Below are 16517 nucleotides of genomic sequence, written 5' to 3' on the forward strand. Positions count from 1 at the left end.
TCCAAGGCTGGGCACGGGGTTCAGGTCACCGCTTTGCGGGCCAGGAACTGCGGCTGGTTCCATGCCTCGCTGACGAGGATGTCGCGCAGTGCGTCGACGCAGGTCCAGATGTCTTCAAAACGGTTGTACAGCGGGGCAAAACCGAAGCGCAGGATGTCCGGCGCGCGGAAGTCGCCGACGATGCCCCGGGCAATCAGGGCCTGCATCACCGGGTAGGCCTGGGGGTGACTCAGGGAGACCTGGCTGCCGCGCTGCTCGGCATCGCGCGGGGTCTGCAACTGCACGCCCAACCCGGCCAGTTGCTCGTCACACAGGCGGATGAACAGCTCGGACAAGGCCAGGCTCTTGCTGCGCAAGGCATGCAGGTCAACGCCGTCGAACACCTCCAGCGCCGCTTCCAGGGCCAGCACGCCCAACTGCGGCGCGGTGCCCACCAGCATCCGGTCGAGGCTCGGGTGGGGCTGGTAGTCATGGCTGAAATCGAAGGGCTTGGCGTGCCCGTGCCAACCGGTCAACGGCTGGCGCAATTGGGCGATGTGACGCTCGGCGACAAACACAAAGGCCGGCGCGCCAGGGCCGCCATTGAGGTACTTGTAGCCGCAGCCCACGGCAAAATCCGCGCCGGCCGCGTTCAGCTCCACTGGCATGGCCCCGGCCGAGTGGCACAGGTCCCAGACCACCAGCACCCCCAGCTCGTGAGCCCGCGCAGTGATCGCCGCCATGTCGTAGCGGCGGCCGGTCTTGTAGTTGACGTGGGTCAGGGAGAGGATCGCCACCTGGTCGCTGAGGGCGTCGAGGACCTGCTCCGGGTCAACACACTGCAACCGGCAACCGGTGAGCTCCGCGACGCCCTGGGCGATGTACACATCGGTGGGAAAGTTGCCGTTCTCCGCCAGGATCACCCGGCGCGACGGCTGCATGCGCAAGGCCGCCACCAGCACCTTGAACAGGTTGATCGAGGTGGAATCGGCCACTATCACTTCGTGTCCCTGGGCCCCGATCAGCCCGGCGATGCGGGCCCCGGTGCGCTGCGGCGCGGGGTACCAGTCGGCGTCGTTCCAGGAGTTGATCAGGCCCTCGGCCCACTCCACCTTGAGCACCTGCTCCAGGCGTGCCGGAACATGGGCCGGCATGGCCCCCAGGGAGTTGCCGTCGAGGTAGATCTTGTGTTGCGGCAAGGTAAAACGCTGGCGACAGAAGGCCAACGGGTCTGACTGATCCAACTGCTGGATCTGCTCCCGGGTACAGGGCGCGGAACGGCTCATGACGATCCCTCGGTATCGATGATTGGGCGCCGGGGTCGCAGCAAACGGCCACCAGCGAGTCCGGATGCTAGCCAGGGCCGTCATTACTGGATAATAGAAAAGGCGGCCCTTTATATTCCCGCTGGTAATACCCAATCCTGCTCAGCGCCTGCCCTCCATCGGCGGGCCGCTCGGTAGCGCCGCAGCCGCAACAGCGCTGACGCAAAAGCCCCGTCGACGATTGATTGCAGCTTTTATTTGCGAAGGCTATTTCAAGTTGGTACGCCATGTGCAAACGTTTGCGAGTTGCAATTTTGTGGGTGTTCGCCACCGCCACGCGCGCGAACGGACATCAGGGACTTCACACCGCACGAACAGGGACTTTCCATGCACAACCGCTTCCCCCGTCATGGCCAATGGGCTGTTTCCCTCGGGCTGGCCGGCGTTACGGGTCTACTCAGTCACGCCGCACTGGCCCAATCCCCCGCCCCGGACGCATCAGCCCAGGGCGAAAGCCTGAGCGCCGATGTGCAATCCGCGAAACAGGGCGCCTACCTTTCCGACTGGTACAACCAGGACCTGATGCTGATCGGCAGCAAGGACATCAGCTTCGGCCCGCGCCCGGCGGACGACATCTACCTGGAGTACGAATACTTCGGGCGCAAGGGCCCCTTCGAGCTGTACGGCTACATCGACCTGCCGAAGATCCTCGACATCGGCAACAGCCACGACAAAGGCATCTGGGACCACGGCTCGCCGCTGTTCATGGAGCACGAACCGCGAATCTCCATCGATTACCTGGCCGGTCGCAGCCTGGCCATCGGCCCGATCAAGGAGTGGTATGTGGCCTTCGACTGGATCTACGACCACGGCAGCCGCACCGCCAACCGCGCCAACACCCTGTACAGCGGCCTGGGCACCGACATCGACACCCATTCCCGGGTCAACCTCTCGGCCAACTTCTATGGCCGCTACCAGTGGGAAAACTACGGCGCCAGCAACGAGTATTCCTGGGACGGCTACCGCGCCCAGCTCAAATACATCGTGCCCATCGACAGCTACAGCAACGGCGCCTCGCTGACCTACATCGGCTTCACCAATTTCGATTTCGGCTCCGACCTGCACAAGGACAACCCGGCGCGCACCGCCAATGCCACGGTGGCCACCAACGTGCTGCTGTACGCCTTCACTCACCTGCGCTTCACCCTGGTGGGCCGTTACTTCCACAACGGCGGCAACTGGGAAGACGGCAGCGTGCTGAATTTCGGCGACGGCGAGTTCCGTGCCCGCTCCAATGGCTGGGGCTATTACGCCGGGGTCGGGTATCAGTTCTAGAAGCTGAGGCAAGCTTCGAGCGGCAAACGGCAAGACAAGAACGGTTGCGATGAGTTGCAACCTGGATCAGGCAGGATAAGCGCCGGTTAACGGCAGTCATGGAGGTTGTATGCGTGGGATTAAAAAGGTTTCGTGGGTATTGGGACTGGGGGCTCTGCTGGCAGGCGGCGCCTGGGCCAACGAGGCACCAATCAAGCCCAAGGTGGTGCTGATCAGCATGTTCGCGCCGGAAGCGCAGCACTGGATCGAGCGCCTGGAGCTCAAGCGTGAGATCCGCGTGCCGGGGCTGGCGGCGGAGTATCCGAGCATTCGCTGCAATGACCGGGACGTGTGCCTGTTGACCACCGGCATGGGCCAGACCAATGCCGCGGCGTCGACCCTGGCGCTGGCCCTGTCGCCGAAGTTCGACCTGCGCAAAAGCTATTTCCTGATTGCCGGGATCGCCGGCATCAGCCCGCACCACGGCACCATCGGCACGGCCGCCTGGGCTCATTACCTGGTGGAGTTCGGCACCCAGTGGGAACTCGACTCCCGGGATGCGCCCAAGGACTGGCCCACCGGCTACCTGGGGATCAACACCAAGGGCCCCAACGAAAAACCGCCCCTGGACTACAAGACCGAAGTCTTCGAGCTCAACCCCAAGCTCCAGGCCAAGGCCTTCGCCCTGAGCCACAAGGTGAGCTTGAGCGAAAGCCAGCAATCAGCAGCCTGGCGCCTGAAATACCCCAAGGCCCCGGCCAACCAGCCGCCGGTGGTGACCCGCTGCGACACCCTGGCGGGCAACACCTGGTTCTCCGGCACTCGCCTGAGCGAACGGGCCGAAGTCTGGACGCGCCTGCTGACCGACAACAAAGGCACCTACTGCACCACCCAGCAGGAAGACAACTCCACCTACGAAGCCTTGCTGCGGGCCAGCCGCGAGGGTCTGGTGGACATCCAGCGCCTGGCAGTGCTGCGCGCCGGTTCCGACTTCGACCGCCCGGCACCAGGGGCCAGCGAAGTGGACAACCTGCTCAAGTACGCCGACCAGGGCGGTTTTGTCCCGGCCCTGGAAAACCTCTACCGGGCCGGCAATCCGCTGGTGCAGGACATTCTCAACAACTGGTCGACCTGGGAAAAAGGCGTCCCCGAAGCCTGATCCGTGCCAACCCGCAACCCGCAGGAGCCGGCGTGCCGACGAAGGCGCGCTCAGGGCCATGACCGTTGGCGCCAGAGTCGGCCAATCAAAGTGAATTTTTGCGCCTGCGGGGGATCACTCAAGGATCACAGGGAGGAACAGAGGCTTTATGAACAACGCAAAACTCTTCGTCATCGAATACACCCTTCACGGCGCTCCCAAGTCCTTCATCATCCGCCAGGAAAAGATGGACAACGCCGAGGCCTGGCACTGGGCAAGCTGTGATGCGGGAGTGGGCCGCATCGGCCGTTTCGGCCGGGAACGGGTGAAGAAGACCAGCAAGCCCATGGCGGAAAAGTTCGGTATCGAGAATGTCACCTGGCGGCCTTCGGTCTAGGCCCGCCGCAAACGGGTGGAGCCGCAGCCCCACCCGTTTGCGCTCTTCAGCCGTGGGCGCCTTGGGCGCATTTGCACCCTTGGGTGGAAGCACAAGGCTCACCGTGGGCGTGATGATCGGCGCAAGCCTGACAGCAGTAGTGCTTGCCGTGACGGACAATCGCATGGGGCCCCAGCTTGCAGGTGCAGGCCGGACAGGCGCAGGTTTCATTGGACATGGCAGGGTTCCTTTTTATCAGTCTTTCAGGGGACTCGATCACCGCGCCACCTCAGACAATGGCGGCCACTGCACGGTGCGAGCACTCCAAAGACTAGGCCAACCCAGCCCCCCCGCCACGCCAACAGCGACTAAAGTGATTCGGCCAGCGCCCGCATGGACCGATGGCCACCCCGGCCCGGCCAGCCAATGATGCAGGACGTGGTCATGCTGTCTCGACCTGACAAGAACAACCCAAGGTCATTCGCCGCCCATGACGATTCTCTATGACGAAACCCTCGACGGCGCCCTGCCCGACGTCGACAAGCAGGCCCTGATCCGGGCCTTGCGCAGCCAATTGCCGGACCTGGAACTGCTGGACCAGGAGCCGCAGCTCAAGCCCTACGAATGCGACGGCCTCAGTGCCTATCGCACCACACCGATGCTGGTGGCCCTGCCGCGGCATCTGCACGAGGTCCAGCGCTTGCTGCAGATCTGCCATGAGCACCGGGTGCCAGTGGTCCCCCGAGGGGCCGGTACGGGTTTGTCCGGAGGCGCCCTGCCCCTGGAAAAAGGCCTGCTGCTGGTGATGGCGCGCTTCAAGGACATCCTGCAGATCGACCCGGCCGCCCGCTGCGCAAGGCTCCAGCCGGGGGTGCGCAACCTGGCCGTTTCCCAGGCGGCGGCGCCTTTGGGCCTGTACTACGCCCCCGATCCTTCATCACAGATCGCTTGCTCCATCGGCGGCAACGTCGCGGAAAACGCCGGGGGCGTGCATTGCCTGAAATACGGCCTGACCGTGCACAACCTGCTGCAGGTGCAGATGCTCAGCGTCGACGGCCAAGCCATGACCCTGGGCAGTCAGGCCCTGGACGCGCCGGGGTTCGACCTGCTGGCGCTGGTCACCGGCTCCGAGGGCCTGTTGGGGGTAATCACCGAGGTCACGGTCAAGCTGCTGCCCAAGCCGCCGATCGCCAAGGTGCTGCTGGCGGCCTTTGACTCAGTGGAAGCCGCCGGCCGCGCCGTGGCCGACATCATTGCCGCCGGGATCATCCCGGGTGGCCTGGAGATGATGGACAACCTGGCGATCCGCGCCGCCGAGGACTTCATCCACGCCGGCTACCCGGTGGACGCCGAAGCCATCCTGCTGTGCGAGCTGGACGGGGTGGAGGCCGATGTGCATGACGACTGCGAGCGGGTGCGCCAGGTGCTGGAACGCGCCGGCGCCAGCGAGGTACGCCTGGCCCGGGACGAAGCCGAGCGAGTGCGCTTCTGGGCCGGGCGCAAGAACGCCTTTCCAGCGGTGGGCCGCTTGTCCCCGGACTACTACTGCATGGACGGCACCATTCCCCGGCGCCAACTGCCGGGGGTGTTACGGCGCATTGCCCGTCTCGCCGCCGAGCATCAACTGCGGGTGGCCAACGTGTTCCATGCCGGGGACGGCAACATGCACCCGCTGATCCTGTTCGATGCCAACCGGCCGGGCGAGCTGGCGCGGGCCGAGGCCCTGGGCGGCAAGATCCTCGAACTGTGCGTGGCGGTGGGCGGCAGCATCACCGGCGAGCACGGCGTGGGCCGGGAGAAAATCAACCAGATGTGCGCCCAGTTCAACGCCCATGAGCTGGCGCTGTTCCATGGGGTCAAGGCCGCCTTCGATCCTGGCGGCCTGCTCAACCCCGGCAAGAACATCCCGACCCTGCAACGCTGCGCCGAATTCGGCGCCATGCATATCCATCATGGGCAACTGCCCTTCCCCGAACTGGAGCGCTTCTGATGACGGCGCCACCCGACGGCGATGCCAGCGCCGCGCTGCTGGAACAGGTCCGCAACGCCTTGCAGGACAGCACCCCGTTGCGTATCCAGGGCTCCAACAGCAAAGCCTTTCTCGGCCGCGAGTGCGCTGGGGAAATCCTCGATACCCGCAGCCATCGCGGCATCGTCAGCTACGACCCCACGGAGCTGGTGATCAGCGCCCGGGCCGGCACCCCGCTCAGTGAGTTACACGCCACCCTGGAGGCCGCCGGGCAGATGCTGCCCTGCGAGCCGCCATCGTTCGGCGCTGGCGCCACCCTGGGCGGCATGCTCGCCAGCGGCCTGTCCGGACCGCGTCGGCCTTGGGCCGGCGCGGTGCGCGATTTCGTCCTCGGCACCCGGATCATCAGCGGCAGCGGCCAGCACCTGCGCTTTGGTGGCGAGGTGATGAAAAACGTCGCCGGTTATGACCTGTCGCGGCTGATGGCCGGCAGCTACGGCTGCCTGGGGCTGATCACCGAAGTCTCGCTGAAGGTCCTGCCCAAGCCCCGGCAATGCCTGAGCCTGAGCCTGGAAATGACGCCCGGCCAAGCCCTGGCCAAGCTCGCCGAATGGGGCCAACAGCCCTTGCCGATCAGCGCCGCCTGCCACGACGGCGAGCGCCTGCACCTGCGCCTGGAAGGCGGCGCAGGTTCGGTGGCCGCCGCCCATGAACGCCTGGGCGGCGAGCCCCTGGACGCGGGCTACTGGAGCCAGCTCAATGAACAGCAACTGGACTTCTTCAACCCCGGCCTGCCGCTGTGGCGCCTGTCGCTGCCGCACAACACGCCGCTGCTGGCACTGCCCGGCGAACAACTGCTGGACTGGGGCGGCGCCCAGCGCTGGCTGAAAACCGCTGCCACGGCCAGCGAGATCCGCGCCGCCGTCAGCGCCGTTGGCGGCCACGCCAGCTGCTACAGCCACGGCCTGCAGGACAGTCCGTTCCAGCCCCTGGCGCCGCCCCTGCTGCACTACCACCAACGGCTCAAGGCGCAGTTGGACCCGCAAGGGATCTTCAACCCCGGCCGACTCTACGCGGAGCTCTAGACCATGCAGACCACCCTCAGCCCCGAGGCCCGGCAACTGCCCCGGGCCGCCGAAGCCGAGCGCATCCTGCGCAGCTGCGTGCATTGCGGTTTCTGCAACGCCACCTGCCCCACCTACCAGTTGCTAGGCGACGAACTGGACGGCCCACGAGGGCGCATCTATCTGATCAAGCAAGTGCTCGAAGGCGCCACCGCCACCGCACAGGTCCAGCAACACCTGGACCGCTGCCTGTCGTGCCGCAACTGCGAAACCACCTGCCCGTCCGGGGTCGATTATCACCACCTGCTGGACATCGGCCGCGCCGTGGTGGATGCCGCCCTGCCCCGGCCCGCCGGCCAGCAACTGCTGCGCCGCGGGCTGCGAGCGCTGAGTGCCAACCCGCAGCTGTTCAAGGCCCTGATCCAGGGCGGCAGCCGCCTGCGTCCGCTGCTGCCCCAGGCGCTGCAGGACAAACTGCCGCGCCAGTTGCCCAGCGCCAAGCCGCGTCCGCCCCTGCGCCATGCACGGCGCGTGCTGTTGCTCGAAGGCTGCGTGCAACCGGGGCTGTCGCCCAATACCAATGCCGCGGCGGCGCGAGTCCTCGATCGCCTGGGCATCAGCGTGCAGCCGGTCGCCGAGGCAGGCTGCTGCGGCGCCGTGGACTATCACCTGGACGCCCAGGAAGCCGGCCTGCATCGCGCCCGGCGCAACATCGACGCTTGGTGGCCGCACCTGCAACAGGGCGCCGAAGCGATCATCCAGACCGCCAGCGGCTGCGGCGCCTTTATCAAGGATTACCAGCACCTGCTGGCCCATGACCCGGCCTACCGCGACAAGGCCCGGCAGATCAGCACCCTGGCTCGGGACCTGGTGGAAGTGTTGCGCGCCGAACCCCTGGAGCAGCTCGGCGCCCACAGCGAACAGCGTCTGGCCTTCCACTGCCCCTGTACCCTGCAGCATGGGCAAAAGCTCGGCGGCGCCGTGGAAAGCCTGCTGCAACGCCTGGGCTTCAACCTTACCGCCGTGCCCGACAGCCACCTGTGCTGCGGCTCGGCGGGCACCTATTCGCTGACCCAGCCGGCACTGGCGCGGCAACTGCGGGACGACAAGCTGCGGGCCCTGGAAAGCGGCCAGCCGGAGTTGATCGCCACCGCCAACATCGGTTGCCAGATCCACCTCGACAGTGCCGGCCGCACCCCGGTCCGCCACTGGATCGAGGTGCTGGAAGACGCGCTGAGCTAAGCGCCAGGTTTCAAGCTCGTGGCTTGTCACTCACGGCTTGCGGTGTGCGGCTCCGGTACATGAATAGCAACGCCAGGGCCAGGCACAGCATCGCCAGCACGCGGTGGGGTGACAGCTCGATGGCCGGGTTGCCGAACCAGCCGAAGTGGTCGATCAGCATGCCCATGCCCAGTTGTCCGAGGATCACCGCCACCGTGGCCACCGCGGTGCCGACCCGAGGCACCGCGCCGACCATCACCAGCATGTAGACCACGCCAAACAGCGCGCCAGTCAGTTGCCATTTCGGCGCCTGCAACAGGCTCATGGCCTGAGGGGGCTGGAAAAACACAATCAGCAGCCCGGTGATCAGGGCGCCCACGGCGAAGGTCAGCAGGCTGCTGCGCAACACCCCCACGCTTTCACCCAGGCGGCCATTGATCGCCGCTTGCACACTGAGCACCGCACCCGCAGCCACCACCAGGACCAGCAAAAGAATCAGGTTCATGTTCAACCTCGGGCGATCAGGATCAGGGCCACGACAATCAGCACCAGGGCCAGCCAGCGTTCGCCATTGACCGGCTTGCGGGCGCTGCCGAACCAACCGAAATGGTCGATCAGCACGCTCTTGCCCACTTGCCCGGAGAGGATCGCGATCATGGTCATGGCAATGCCGATATGGGGCGTGGCCAGGGTCAGCACCACCACGTAGATCGGTCCCAACACCCCGCCCAGCAGCTGCCAGCGCGGCAACTGGCTCAAGGCCGGCCCCGGCTGCGGACCGCTGAACAACAGCAGCAGAAACAACAACGCCGTGCCCACGCCGAAGATGCTCAAGGTCGCCCACAAATGCCCGACCTGGGCGCCCAGCGGGCCGAGCAAGCCGGCCTCCACCGACAGGCCCATGCCCGCCAGAATCACCAGGGGCAACAACATCAAGCGCTGCCAGCCAGCGCGGGGTTCAACCTGGGCCGCCGGGGTCGGCAGCGCTGGATCTAACACATTGGAAGACATGCAACACCTGCTTGGGGATCAAGGAATGGCGGGCATTATCGATTGCGCCCTCTTTGCGATAAATGGGAGCATGCCGACAACACCTTTGCGTAAAACGCACAGCAAGGATTTCCCATGCAAGGCTTCAACGACCTGGGTTTCAAGGCCCTGCGCCTGTTCATCGCGGTGCTCGACCAGGGCAGTTTCTCCGCCGTGGCACGCCGCGAGGGGCTGGCGCCTTCGTCCATCTCGCGGCAGATCCAGCTCATGGAACAGGCCCTGGGTCAGCAGTTGCTTTATCGCCACACCCGCGCCGTCAGCCCCACCGAGGCCGGGCGCTTGCTGGGCCACCATGCGCGGCGGGTGCTGGCGCAATGGGAAGAAGCCGAACAGGCGCTGCAGGAACAGCAGGACGAACCCGCCGGGCTGGTGCGGATCAATGCCCCGGTAGTGTTTGGCCAGCGGCACCTGTCGCCCTGGCTGGGCGAGCTACTGGGCCGCTACCCCAAGCTGCAACTGGACATCCAGCAGACCGACAACTACATCGATCCTTTGCAGGACGGCACCGACCTGCTGTTTCGCATCGGCACCCTGGAAGATTCCTCGATGCAGGCACGCCTGCTGGCCCCGCAGCGTTACCGGGTGGCGGCCAGCCCCGCCTATCTGGAACGTCATGGCACGCCACAGCACCCGCAGCAGTTGCAGCAGCACCAGTGCCTGGCCTACAAGGGCGAAACCGGCCAGCAGCGCTGGTTCTTTCGCCGGGGCCGGGAAGACTGGACGCCCTACAGCGTCAAGGGCCCCCTGACCGGCAACCACGCCGACACCCTGACCCAGGCCGCCGAACAGGGCCTGGGGCTGGTGATGTTTCCTTCCTGGCTGATTGGCGAGGCCCTGCATCAAGGCCGCCTGGTGGCCTTGTTCGAAGGCTTCGACGTGGCCACCAGCCTCGAGCCGCAGCAGATTGCCGCCCTCTGGCCCGGCAGCCGGCGCCTCTCACTGAAAGTGCGCACGGTGATCGACTTCTTCGTCGAGAAATTCGGCCCGGAGCCCTATTGGGATCGCCGCGTCCCCGCCCCGTAACCGTAGGAGCTGGCTTGCCAGCGAAAGCGTCGGCAAGACCTGCACAAGACTCAGCGGCCCCTTCGCCGGCCAGCCGGCTCCTACAGGAAGAGTTGAGCAATCAGCCAGGCGTTGGCTGCGCTGATGACGGCGAACAGGCTCCAGGCCAGCCATCGCGTCGGCCAACGGTTGACGAACTCGCCCATCAGGCGCCGGTCGTTGGTCATGCGGATCAGCGGGTACAGGGCAAACGGCAGTTGCAGACTCAGCACCACCTGGCTCAACACCAGCAGTTGGCCCACTGCGCCATCCCCCAGCAGCCAGACGCCAATGAACGCCGGAATCAGCGCCAGCCCCCGGGTGATCAGGCGTCGCTGCCAGCAGGGAATCCGCAGGTTCAGGTAGCCCTCCATGATCACCTGCCCGGCAATGGTCCCGGTGAAGGTCGAACTCTGCCCCGAGGCCAGCAGCGCCACGCCGAACAGCACGCTGGCCAGGGCTCCGCCCACCAGTGGGTCGAGCAGATGGTAGGCATCCTGGATCTCCACCACGTCGCTGTGGCCGGTGTTGTGGAAAGCCGCGGCGGCGAGGATCAGGATCGCCGCGTTGACCAGCAGCGCCAGGGCCAGGGAGCCGATGGTGTCGATGCGCGCCAGCTTGATGGCGTCGGCGCGACTGGCCCGGTCCTGGCCGATCAAGCGGGTCTGCACCACCGAGGTGTGCAGGTAGAGGTTGTGGGGCATCACCGTGGCGCCGAGGATGCCGATCGCCAGGTACAGCGGCGCCGCATCGCTGATGGCCGAGAGCGACGGGGTGAACCCCCGGGCCACGTCCGGCCAATAGGGTTTGATCAGCAGCAGTTCAATGAAGAAACACACGCCGATGGTCGCCACCAGCGCCAGCATGATCGCTTCCAGCCGGCGAAAACCGCGGTTCTGCAAGGCCAGGACCAACAGCGTATCGAAAGCGGTGATGACAATCCCGGTGCTCAGGGACACCCCCAGCAGCAGGTGGAACGCCAGGGCACATCCCAGCACTTCGGCCAGGTCGGTGGCGATGATCGACACCTCGGCCGCCAGCCACTGGGCCCGGGCCGAACGGCGGCTGTAGCGCTCCCGGCACAGTTGCGCCAGATCGCGCCCGGTGGCGATGCCCAGGCGTGAGCACAGGCATTGCACCGCCATCCCCGCCAGGCTCGCCAGCAACACCACGAACAGCAGGTTGTAGCCATAGCGCGACCCCGCCTCGATGGCGGTGGCCCAGTTGCCCGGGTCCATGTAGCCGATGGAAATCAGCAACCCGGGGCCGGCAAAACGCAGCAGGCGCTTGAACAGCGAAGCGCCGGGATCGACGGACACGGAGCCCGCCACCTCCGGCGGACAAAAGGGGGCGGTGGCTATTTTCGGTAGGCTGAATTTCACGGGGATTTCCACGACGAATTGACGCAAGGGCTCAGCTTAGAGGTTTCAGCACAGCCACCCAAGCCTGATTTTTCATCCTGAAGGCGAGTATGCTGCTGCCACTCCTGCCTCTTACGACGCCTGCTGCAGGTATCGATTTCCCGCCCAAGGTAACCCCGTGAACAGCGCTGCGACACTCCCCGAACCCGACACCCAGCCCCCCTTCCTGCAACCCGGCGACCGGGTGCTGCTGTTCGATGGGGTCTGCAAGTTGTGTAACGCCTCGGTGCGCTTCGTCATCCGCCACGACCGCCAGCGGCGTATCAAACTGGCATCGATGCAATCGCCCCAGGGCCAGGCGCTGCTGAAATGGTTCGGCCAGCCCACCGAGCAGTTCGACAGCGTGTTGCTGATCGAGGACCAGGGGCTGTCGCAACGCTCCGAGGCCTTTATCCGCCTGATGGCGCAACTGCCTGCCCCCTGGCGCTGGCTGCGCCTGCTGCGCTGGATTCCCCGGCCGCTGCGGGACTGGGGCTACGACCGTATCGCCGGCAACCGCTACCGCTGGTTCGGCCGGCATGACGTCTGCCTGCTGCCCAGCCCCGACCATCGCGGGCGCTTTCTCGACGACCCGTCCTGAGTCCGGAGCCGGCCAGCGCGCCTCAGCCGGGCTGACGGCGGAAGAACAGGGTCACCTGCCCCAGCTCAAAACCGAACTTGGTCATGTAGGAACGATTGGCCAGGGTGTTTTCGTCCAACAGGTACATCCAGTCATCGAAATGCACCTGATAGGTGGTGCCATCCACCGGCAGGTTGAGCACGTAACGCCAGCGCAGGGCATTGCCGGAGACTTCGCCACGGGCCTCGCCGACCACGTCGTCGGCGGTACCGCGCCACAGGCCGGGCCCCGTCGGGACCAGGGTCCAGATCCGGGTCTGGCGGGTGCCATCGCTGTAGGTAAAGTCCTCATGCATGATGAGTTTCTCGCCTTCGCTGCGGCTGTTGATCTGCACATGGAAGCGCTTGATCACTTCACCGGAGCGCTTCTGGAACAGGCCCCAGGCCTCGACCCGACCACTGAAGAACTGCCGCAGTTCCAGCTCGGGCTTCTGGTCACGGTACTGCTTGACGTCGGTGTCGCTGCAAGCAACCAGGCCAAGGCACAGCACCAGCAAGTATTTCTTGAACATGGAACATCTCCTGTGCTGCGCCCGCTATCGGCCCAGCAGTTGTGCGCGCAACTGCGGATTGCGGGTGCGCGGGTCGAGCCAGATGGCAAAGAACGCTCGGGCGAAGGCCTCGTCGTCGACCACGTGCTGCAAGCGCTGGTCGACAAAGAACTGCACCCCGCGACCGGGCAGAAACACCCCGGTAATGCGCTGGCCCGGTTCGACATCGACGAAGGCGCGCTGCATCTGCGCCTGCCAATCCTTGAGTTGCTCCGGGCTGACTGCAGTGCCGGACAAACGCTGGATCTCATCCAGGCTAGTCTGTACCAGCTCGTCACGGCGGATCGTGCGCCGATAAGTCAGCTCCAGGGCAAAGGGGCTTTCGGCCGTCAACGGCAAGGCCGTGCCCCAGAGCCGCGCGTTGTAGACCTTGAAGCCGAACCAGCTGAACTCACCGCTGCCCAGCAGCCGTGCATTGGGCAGCGACTCTTGCCAGCCGGCACTGGCGGTGGCGCTGAACAACACCAGCAGCCACAACAACCGCGCCGCGAGCACTCGCCGGATACTGTTCATTCAAGACCGCCTGGGCAATAGCTGAAGAAATTCCTGGCGGGTGCTGGCGCAGTCGCGAAAGGCCCCGAGCATCACTGAGGTGTTCATCAGCGAGTTCTGCTTCTCGACCCCGCGCATCATCATGCACATGTGCCGCGCCTGGATGACCACCGCCACCCCGGCCGCCCCGGTCACTTCCTGGACCGCCTCGGCAATCTGCCGGGTCAGGTTTTCCTGGATCTGCAGGCGTCGCGCATACATGTCGACGATCCGCGCCACCTTGGACAGCCCCAGCACCTTGCCGGTGGGGATGTAAGCCACATGGGCCTGACCGATGAAGGGCAGCAGATGGTGCTCGCACAGGGAATACAGCTCGATGTCCTGAACCATCACCATCTCGTCGCTGGTGGAGCTGAACAACGCGCCGTTGACCAACTCTTCGAGACTGGTGTCGTAACCGTGACACAGATAACGCAAGGCCTTTGACGCTCGCTGCGGGGTATCCCGCAGGCCCTCGCGGGATGGATCTTCACCCAGCCCCTGAAGAATGCAGTGGAAATGCTCGGAGAGAGGATCGTACATGGCGCACAGGTTCCGCAAAGTGAATGAGGCGGGCAAATCCTTGCACGCGCCAAGGGGAAAAAAAGGGCCCCGAGGTGACCAACCACACAACTGGCCCAGCCCTGATTCCACCAGGGCTTGACCTCGGGAACCCCAAAGTGTGGAGAGTGACAGCCTGGACAGCTAAAACTGGCCAGTGATCACCTCATCTCACACTGAAAAACCTATACGAGAATTTCATTTTTGTACAACTTTTATCGATAAAAACCCGATAAAACCCGTAAATACTTGTACAAAAAGCTCAAAAACCGATTCAGCCTCAATGTTTCGTACAAGAAAACCCCGCACCACCCTGCTCTCTCCGGTGCTTCGCTTTTTGCCAGATACACGTGCCAGATACGCGCCAAATGCCGGGTTGGATGCTAGGGTGGCGCACCGTTCATCCACCGAGTCCCCCATGCTGCTGTTGAAACTGCTGACAGTTCCCGGATTCCTGCTGTTGATCTCCCTGGCGAGCAAGCGCTGGGGGCCGAATGTTGCCGGCTGGCTTGCGGGTTTTCCCGTGGTGGTGGGGCCGATCCTGCTGTTTCTGGCCCTGGAGCAAGGCCCGGTGTTCGCCACCCACGCGGCAGTGGCTGCCCTCTCGGCATTGTTCGCCATGATCGCTTTCAGCGTTGCCTACACCCATGCCGCGCAGACCCTGGCCTGGCCTGGAGCCCTGAGCATCGCCACCCTGGTCTGGGTGCTGCTGGCCAGCGTGATCGCCCAAGTCCCGCCCTCCCTGGAGTTCTCGATTTTCTGTGCCGCCAGCGCCCTGTTGCTGGCGCCCCGGGTGTTTCCCCGGGTCAAGACTGTGCCCGCCCTGCCCGGCACCCAGTCGGACAAGCTGGTCTACCGCATGTTCGCCGGGGCCCTGCTGACCCTGGCGGTCACCTTGCTGGCCAGCACCGTTGGCGAACGCTGGAGCGGCATGCTCGCAGTCTTTCCGGTGCTCGGCAGCGTGCTGGCGGTGTTCTCCCACCAGAGTCACGGCGTGGCCTTCACCACCGTACTGCTGCGCTCGCTGAGCACCGGCCTGTATTCCTTTGCGGCGTTCTGCCTGGTACTGGCCCTGGCCTTGCCTTCTATGGGGCTGTGGGCCTTCGTACTGGGGGTGACGGTATCAATGCTGGTGCTGGCCCTGAGTAAACGATTGTTGAGCACACCCCGCGCCGCCACGTAGGCGCCGGCTGCCGGCGAAGGCCCTCCCGCGAACTCCTACGCCGGCAAGCGGAACGCTGCTCGCCGCTCGCCGCTCCAGCACAAGCCGCGCCGGCACGCATTCTCGGTTATTAGTCCGTCGAGAAAAATCCCTCTGGAGCAGGCCGTGATGGCCGTGGGATGATGCGCCCCCTTGATCCCATGCCTGGAGATTGTGCATGTCATCCTTCGCTAGAAAAGCCCTGATCCTGGTGTTCGCCGCAGTGGCGGGCTTCGGTGCGCTGAACGCGGTTGCCGCCGACAAGTCCACGGCCAAAGCGGCGCCGGGAGAAAAAGTCTCGATGCTCGACGGCAAGCTGTCCTTCACCCTGCCCAAGGGCTTCAGCGCCTCGGCCCTGCCAGCCGGCAGCGAGGCCGACGGCACCGCGGGCGCCAGCGGCACGTTGTATTCCAACGCCACCACCCGCACCGTGGTGATCGCCGCGCAGAACAGCATTCCCAATGCCGCTCAGGTCAAGGACAACGACAGCGCCTTTCTCGATGCCGCGGTCAGCGGGTTCCTGTCGCAACAGGCCGCAGCGCTGCCGGACTTCAGCAAGCAAAGTGAAAAGAGCATGACCCTCAAGGGCCTCGGTGTGCGGCAGATCGACAGCACCGCGACCCAGGGCGGCGGCCAGACCCTGAACTCGACCCTGATCGCCGGCTCCGGCACCCGCATGGCGGTGATCCAGGTGATTTCCCGGGCCGCGGACAAGGCCGGCCATGCGGCGCTGATGAAGCACATCCTCGGTCAGTAGACCCGCTTCGACTCAGGGGGTGAGCCCAGCCCCCTCCAGGCCAAAGGCAGCAGCACCAGCACCGCCAGCCCGAACCCCACCTGAGACAGGTAGAAGGTTTCCAGCCACTGGCTGTGGGCCGCCACATAGAAACTGTTGTGCACGACATCCAGCACGATGATCGCCAGGGTCAGCACCAACCCCCAGCGCGGGCGCACCCACAGCAGCAACGCCGCCAGCGGATCGAAAAAGCTCAGAGCGCCCCAGAAAGCCCGGCTGGTCAGGGGCGTGTCGGCGCCGTAGCCATAGTCCCAGAGCAACCCATGGTCCAGGGCGGCGCGCAGGTGATTGAAGCTGGCCGCCAGCAGGCACAGGGTGAACAGCAGGCGGATAGACACGGACACTCGGGACATGGACACATCTACTGTATGAGCCGGCTTGCCGGCGAAGGGCGCGATGGCGGATCGAGGGCCGACGTAGC

Annotated in this window: 19 protein-coding genes; 10 read left to right on the forward strand and 9 right to left on the reverse strand. The window is 65.1% G+C overall.

From position 1 onward, the window contains the following. Positions 1 to 20: 20 nt before the first annotated feature. Positions 21 to 1265, reverse strand: a complete 1245-nt coding sequence (gene kynU, locus PQT43_RS27665; protein WP_110653023.1) for a kynureninase — start codon at positions 1263 to 1265, stop codon at positions 21 to 23. A gap of 366 nt (positions 1266 to 1631) precedes the next feature. On the opposite strand from kynU, the gene PQT43_RS27670 reads away from it, so the two are divergent. From PQT43_RS27670 to PQT43_RS27680, 3 genes are all read left to right on the forward strand, one after another. Beyond that, positions 1632 to 2579 (forward strand): nucleoside-specific channel-forming protein Tsx, encoded by a 948-nt coding sequence (locus tag PQT43_RS27670; RefSeq protein WP_102880023.1) that lies wholly within the window; start codon positions 1632 to 1634, stop codon positions 2577 to 2579. Positions 2580 to 2688: 109 nt separating this feature from the next. After that, on the forward strand, positions 2689 to 3717 hold the full coding sequence (locus tag PQT43_RS27675) for a purine-nucleoside phosphorylase (protein WP_272755176.1): 1029 nt from the start codon (positions 2689 to 2691) through the stop codon (positions 3715 to 3717). A 148-nt stretch (positions 3718 to 3865) separates the two neighbouring features. Then, complete coding sequence (locus tag PQT43_RS27680) at positions 3866 to 4093, forward strand: DUF6555 family protein (RefSeq protein ID WP_011060569.1); 228 nt, start codon at positions 3866 to 3868, stop codon at positions 4091 to 4093. 46 nt (positions 4094 to 4139) lie between these two features. Here the strand turns inward: PQT43_RS27680 and PQT43_RS27685 are convergent, their stop codons facing one another. Next, positions 4140 to 4310, reverse strand: a complete 171-nt coding sequence (locus PQT43_RS27685) for a metallothionein (RefSeq protein ID WP_102864137.1) — start codon at positions 4308 to 4310, stop codon at positions 4140 to 4142. 252 nt (positions 4311 to 4562) lie between these two features. On the opposite strand from PQT43_RS27685, the gene glcD reads away from it, so the two are divergent. The 3 genes from glcD to glcF are packed head-to-tail and all read left to right on the forward strand — an operon-like array spanning position 4563 to position 8347. Continuing rightward, entirely contained in the window at positions 4563 to 6062 is a 1500-nt protein-coding gene (glcD, locus tag PQT43_RS27690; protein WP_272755179.1) for a glycolate oxidase subunit GlcD, read from the forward strand. Next, positions 6062 to 7126, forward strand: coding sequence for a glycolate oxidase subunit GlcE (gene glcE, locus PQT43_RS27695; RefSeq protein WP_267269774.1), 1065 nt, complete (start codon positions 6062 to 6064; stop codon positions 7124 to 7126). The genes glcD and glcE overlap by 1 nt, the downstream gene beginning before the upstream one ends. Positions 7127 to 7129: 3 nt before the next feature. Then, positions 7130 to 8347, forward strand: a complete 1218-nt coding sequence (gene glcF / locus PQT43_RS27700) for a glycolate oxidase subunit GlcF (RefSeq protein ID WP_272755181.1) — start codon at positions 7130 to 7132, stop codon at positions 8345 to 8347. Between the two features lie 10 nt (positions 8348 to 8357). Here glcF and PQT43_RS27705 read toward each other — a convergent pair whose 3' ends face one another. Beyond that, on the reverse strand, positions 8358 to 8831 hold the full coding sequence (locus PQT43_RS27705) for a DMT family transporter (protein ID WP_272755182.1): 474 nt from the start codon (positions 8829 to 8831) through the stop codon (positions 8358 to 8360). A 2-nt stretch (positions 8832 to 8833) separates the two neighbouring features. Then, positions 8834 to 9259 (reverse strand): DMT family transporter, encoded by a 426-nt coding sequence (locus PQT43_RS27710; protein WP_372859302.1) that lies wholly within the window; start codon positions 9257 to 9259, stop codon positions 8834 to 8836. Between the two features lie 192 nt (positions 9260 to 9451). Between PQT43_RS27710 and PQT43_RS27715 the strand changes: the two genes are divergently transcribed. Beyond that, entirely contained in the window at positions 9452 to 10399 is a 948-nt protein-coding gene (locus PQT43_RS27715) for a LysR family transcriptional regulator (protein ID WP_123392918.1), read from the forward strand. A gap of 80 nt (positions 10400 to 10479) precedes the next feature. Here the strand turns inward: PQT43_RS27715 and PQT43_RS27720 are convergent, their stop codons facing one another. After that, positions 10480 to 11799, reverse strand: coding sequence for an Nramp family divalent metal transporter (locus tag PQT43_RS27720; protein ID WP_102880031.1), 1320 nt, complete (start codon positions 11797 to 11799; stop codon positions 10480 to 10482). Positions 11800 to 11956: 157 nt separating this feature from the next. Between PQT43_RS27720 and PQT43_RS27725 the strand changes: the two genes are divergently transcribed. Beyond that, entirely contained in the window at positions 11957 to 12418 is a 462-nt protein-coding gene (locus PQT43_RS27725; RefSeq protein WP_272755183.1) for a thiol-disulfide oxidoreductase DCC family protein, read from the forward strand. A gap of 22 nt (positions 12419 to 12440) precedes the next feature. Here the strand turns inward: PQT43_RS27725 and PQT43_RS27730 are convergent, their stop codons facing one another. The 3 genes from PQT43_RS27730 to folE are packed head-to-tail and all read right to left on the reverse strand — an operon-like array spanning position 12441 to position 14081. Next, positions 12441 to 12968, reverse strand: coding sequence for a DUF3833 domain-containing protein (locus PQT43_RS27730; protein WP_102880033.1), 528 nt, complete (start codon positions 12966 to 12968; stop codon positions 12441 to 12443). Between the two features lie 24 nt (positions 12969 to 12992). Then, positions 12993 to 13520, reverse strand: a complete 528-nt coding sequence (locus tag PQT43_RS27735) for a chalcone isomerase family protein (protein ID WP_102880034.1) — start codon at positions 13518 to 13520, stop codon at positions 12993 to 12995. Further along, positions 13521 to 14081, reverse strand: coding sequence for a GTP cyclohydrolase I FolE (gene folE / locus PQT43_RS27740; RefSeq protein ID WP_102864126.1), 561 nt, complete (start codon positions 14079 to 14081; stop codon positions 13521 to 13523). A gap of 436 nt (positions 14082 to 14517) precedes the next feature. Between folE and PQT43_RS27745 the strand changes: the two genes are divergently transcribed. Further along, positions 14518 to 15282: a hypothetical protein gene (locus PQT43_RS27745; protein ID WP_102880035.1), complete on the forward strand. Its 765-nt coding sequence runs from the start codon at positions 14518 to 14520 to the stop codon at positions 15280 to 15282. A gap of 196 nt (positions 15283 to 15478) precedes the next feature. Then, entirely contained in the window at positions 15479 to 16057 is a 579-nt protein-coding gene (locus tag PQT43_RS27750) for a hypothetical protein (RefSeq protein WP_102880036.1), read from the forward strand. On the opposite strand, the gene PQT43_RS27755 is transcribed toward PQT43_RS27750, so the two are convergent. Then, positions 16051 to 16449: a hypothetical protein gene (locus tag PQT43_RS27755; RefSeq protein WP_272755185.1), complete on the reverse strand. Its 399-nt coding sequence runs from the start codon at positions 16447 to 16449 to the stop codon at positions 16051 to 16053. The genes PQT43_RS27750 and PQT43_RS27755 overlap by 7 nt on opposite strands. Between the last annotated feature and the right edge of the window lie 68 nt (positions 16450 to 16517).

Origin of the sequence: Pseudomonas sp. BLCC-B112, assembly GCF_028550695.1 — a bacterium.
In the GTDB taxonomy this organism is placed as follows: Bacteria; Pseudomonadota; Gammaproteobacteria; order Pseudomonadales; family Pseudomonadaceae; genus Aquipseudomonas; species Aquipseudomonas danubii.

Coding starts and splice junctions, on each gene's coding strand:
- PQT43_RS27750 (WP_102880036.1), top strand. CDS start 15,479: ATGTCATCCTTCGCTAGAAAAGCCCTGATCCTGGTGTTCGCCGCAGTG.
- PQT43_RS27745 (WP_102880035.1), top strand. CDS start 14,518: ATGCTGCTGTTGAAACTGCTGACAGTTCCCGGATTCCTGCTGTTGATC.
- PQT43_RS27715 (WP_123392918.1), top strand. CDS start 9,452: ATGCAAGGCTTCAACGACCTGGGTTTCAAGGCCCTGCGCCTGTTCATC.
- PQT43_RS27675 (WP_272755176.1), top strand. CDS start 2,689: ATGCGTGGGATTAAAAAGGTTTCGTGGGTATTGGGACTGGGGGCTCTG.
- PQT43_RS27705 (WP_272755182.1), bottom strand. CDS start 8,831: ATGAACCTGATTCTTTTGCTGGTCCTGGTGGTGGCTGCGGGTGCGGTG.
- glcF (WP_272755181.1), top strand. CDS start 7,130: ATGCAGACCACCCTCAGCCCCGAGGCCCGGCAACTGCCCCGGGCCGCC.
- glcD (WP_272755179.1), top strand. CDS start 4,563: ATGACGATTCTCTATGACGAAACCCTCGACGGCGCCCTGCCCGACGTC.
- glcE (WP_267269774.1), top strand. CDS start 6,062: ATGACGGCGCCACCCGACGGCGATGCCAGCGCCGCGCTGCTGGAACAG.
- kynU (WP_110653023.1), bottom strand. CDS start 1,265: ATGAGCCGTTCCGCGCCCTGTACCCGGGAGCAGATCCAGCAGTTGGAT.
- PQT43_RS27680 (WP_011060569.1), top strand. CDS start 3,866: ATGAACAACGCAAAACTCTTCGTCATCGAATACACCCTTCACGGCGCT.
- PQT43_RS27735 (WP_102880034.1), bottom strand. CDS start 13,520: ATGAACAGTATCCGGCGAGTGCTCGCGGCGCGGTTGTTGTGGCTGCTG.
- PQT43_RS27755 (WP_272755185.1), bottom strand. CDS start 16,449: ATGTCCCGAGTGTCCGTGTCTATCCGCCTGCTGTTCACCCTGTGCCTG.
- PQT43_RS27730 (WP_102880033.1), bottom strand. CDS start 12,968: ATGTTCAAGAAATACTTGCTGGTGCTGTGCCTTGGCCTGGTTGCTTGC.
- PQT43_RS27710 (WP_372859302.1), bottom strand. CDS start 9,259: ATGTTGTTGCCCCTGGTGATTCTGGCGGGCATGGGCCTGTCGGTGGAG.
- PQT43_RS27670 (WP_102880023.1), top strand. CDS start 1,632: ATGCACAACCGCTTCCCCCGTCATGGCCAATGGGCTGTTTCCCTCGGG.
- PQT43_RS27685 (WP_102864137.1), bottom strand. CDS start 4,310: ATGTCCAATGAAACCTGCGCCTGTCCGGCCTGCACCTGCAAGCTGGGG.
- folE (WP_102864126.1), bottom strand. CDS start 14,081: ATGTACGATCCTCTCTCCGAGCATTTCCACTGCATTCTTCAGGGGCTG.